This window comes from uncultured Ferrimonas sp., assembly GCF_947489035.1.
GTDB lineage: Bacteria > Pseudomonadota > Gammaproteobacteria > Enterobacterales > Shewanellaceae > Ferrimonas.
This window is the reverse complement of sequence record NZ_CANLCI010000088.1, coordinates 1-278: the sequence shown is the minus strand read 5'-3', so window position 1 is coordinate 278 and position 278 is coordinate 1. Positions and strand designations below refer to the sequence as shown.

1 protein-coding gene is annotated in these 278 nt (G+C 58.3%); it reads right to left on the bottom strand.

The window, feature by feature from the left end:
- A partial coding sequence (locus tag Q0796_RS18225; protein ID WP_298445912.1) for a VCBS domain-containing protein occupies positions 1 to 278 on the bottom strand: 278 nt, incomplete at both ends.

Sequence of the window (278 nt, the reverse complement as noted above, 5' to 3'; positions counted from 1 at the left end):
AACTCACGAACTTCTTCCTGACCCAAAGTCAGCGCATCAACGGTGTCGTTATCGGCCAAGTCGAAGGTCCAGCTGCCATCGGCGTTGACCACGAAGGTGCCGTAAGGATCGTCGATGGTGTTGGCGTTGAAGGCCAAGTCTGGGTTGTCGGCATCGCTTGCGGTCAGGGTGCCATCAAGGATGGCGGTATCCCCTTCGGTGATGCGGTCGGCGTCGCTGGAAATTTCTGGCAGATCGTCGGTACCAGTGATGGTGATGGTCACCGTGGTGGTGCTGCC